Genomic DNA, 1159 nt, shown 5'->3' with positions numbered 1-1159 from the left:
TTGTCTATATACTGCGACCAACTACCCGAGCCTACCCCAATGAAACCACCCTTTCCCTACACCACGCTCTTCCGCCCGGGCCGCGGCCGGCGCACCGGGGCGACGAGCCAGATCGCCGATGCGGCGCGCAAACCCTTCCGCGAGCGCGATGCCGAAATCGGCGGGTTCGGGCAGCCGCGCGACGAGGCCGCCGGTAAATTCGAGCGTGTCGTCCTGCACGTTCATGCGCGGCCCCCTTCCATCATCCGGTCGAGTGCGTCGACGAGCGCGCGCTCGGGCCGCCGCGCATGCACGCCGGCCGGTTCGCCGCCGCTGCGCCAGTCGGGCCGTACACCGCGCACGAACAGATACAGGTAGCCCGCGATATGCGTGTCGTAGTCATAGTCGGGCAGCCGACCGCGCAGGTAGCGGTGCAGTGCGACCGTATAGAGCAGCGCCTGCAGGTGATACGCGTGATCGGCCATCGCGACGTCGAGCGCGCGCGGACCATAGGCGTCCGGCGTCGTGCCGAGATGGTTCGACTTCCAGTCGACGATCCAGAAGCGGCCGTCGTGTTCGACGATCATGTCGATGAAACCCTTGATGAAACCGGCGAGCATGCCCGCCTCCAGTGCAACGTCCGGATAGCCGTGCGCGACCAGCAGCCGGCGCAGCGCCATCAGGTCGAGCGCGGGCGCCGGGAACAGGAAACCCATTTCGTCGAGCCGCTTCGCGGGATCGAGATCCGCGAGCCGCATGCCCGGCACGAGCTCGGTGCGCACGACATCGTCGACCAGCTGCACCATCATGGCCGGCAGGCGTGCGGCCAGCTCCGGCACGGCCTCGACCGGCCGGTCGTGCAGCGCGCCGAGCGCGGCCCTGGGCCACGACTCGGGCTCGGTGAAGCGGCTGAGCTCGAACAGGCGGTGCAGACATTCGCCGGCCGCCGCGCCGCGCGGGAACACGAGGATATCGTCGTCCGGCGGCTCGGGCGCAACCGCCTCGGCCAAGAGCCATTCGCCATCCGGCGCCACCGCGGCAAGCGCATCGTGATCGGGCCGCAGCTCGTCGTCGGGCACGGCCGCGACGCCCGCCTCCTCGCGCGCCATCGACGCGGTCAGCGAACTGAAGCTGGCCATCCGCCACGCATCGCGCAGCACGCGCGTCGCATGGCGCGCCA

General features: G+C 69.9%; 2 protein-coding genes. Both read right to left on the bottom strand.

Annotated elements, in window-relative coordinates; all coding sequences use genetic code 11:
* Window positions 1–21: 21 nt before the first annotated feature.
* Entirely contained in the window at window positions 22–225 is a 204-nt protein-coding gene (locus G3N96_RS38685) for a hypothetical protein (protein ID WP_206140489.1), read from the bottom strand.
* A partial coding sequence (locus tag G3N96_RS38680; protein WP_206140488.1) for a PD-(D/E)XK nuclease family protein occupies window positions 222–1159 on the bottom strand: 938 nt, incomplete at its 5' end. The genes G3N96_RS38680 and G3N96_RS38685, both read right to left, overlap by 4 nt.

This window comes from Burkholderia sp. Se-20373, from assembly GCF_017104705.1.
GTDB lineage: Bacteria > Pseudomonadota > Gammaproteobacteria > Burkholderiales > Burkholderiaceae > Burkholderia.
The sequence above is the reverse complement of the archived record's forward strand: the minus strand, read 5'-3'. Positions and strand labels throughout refer to the sequence as shown.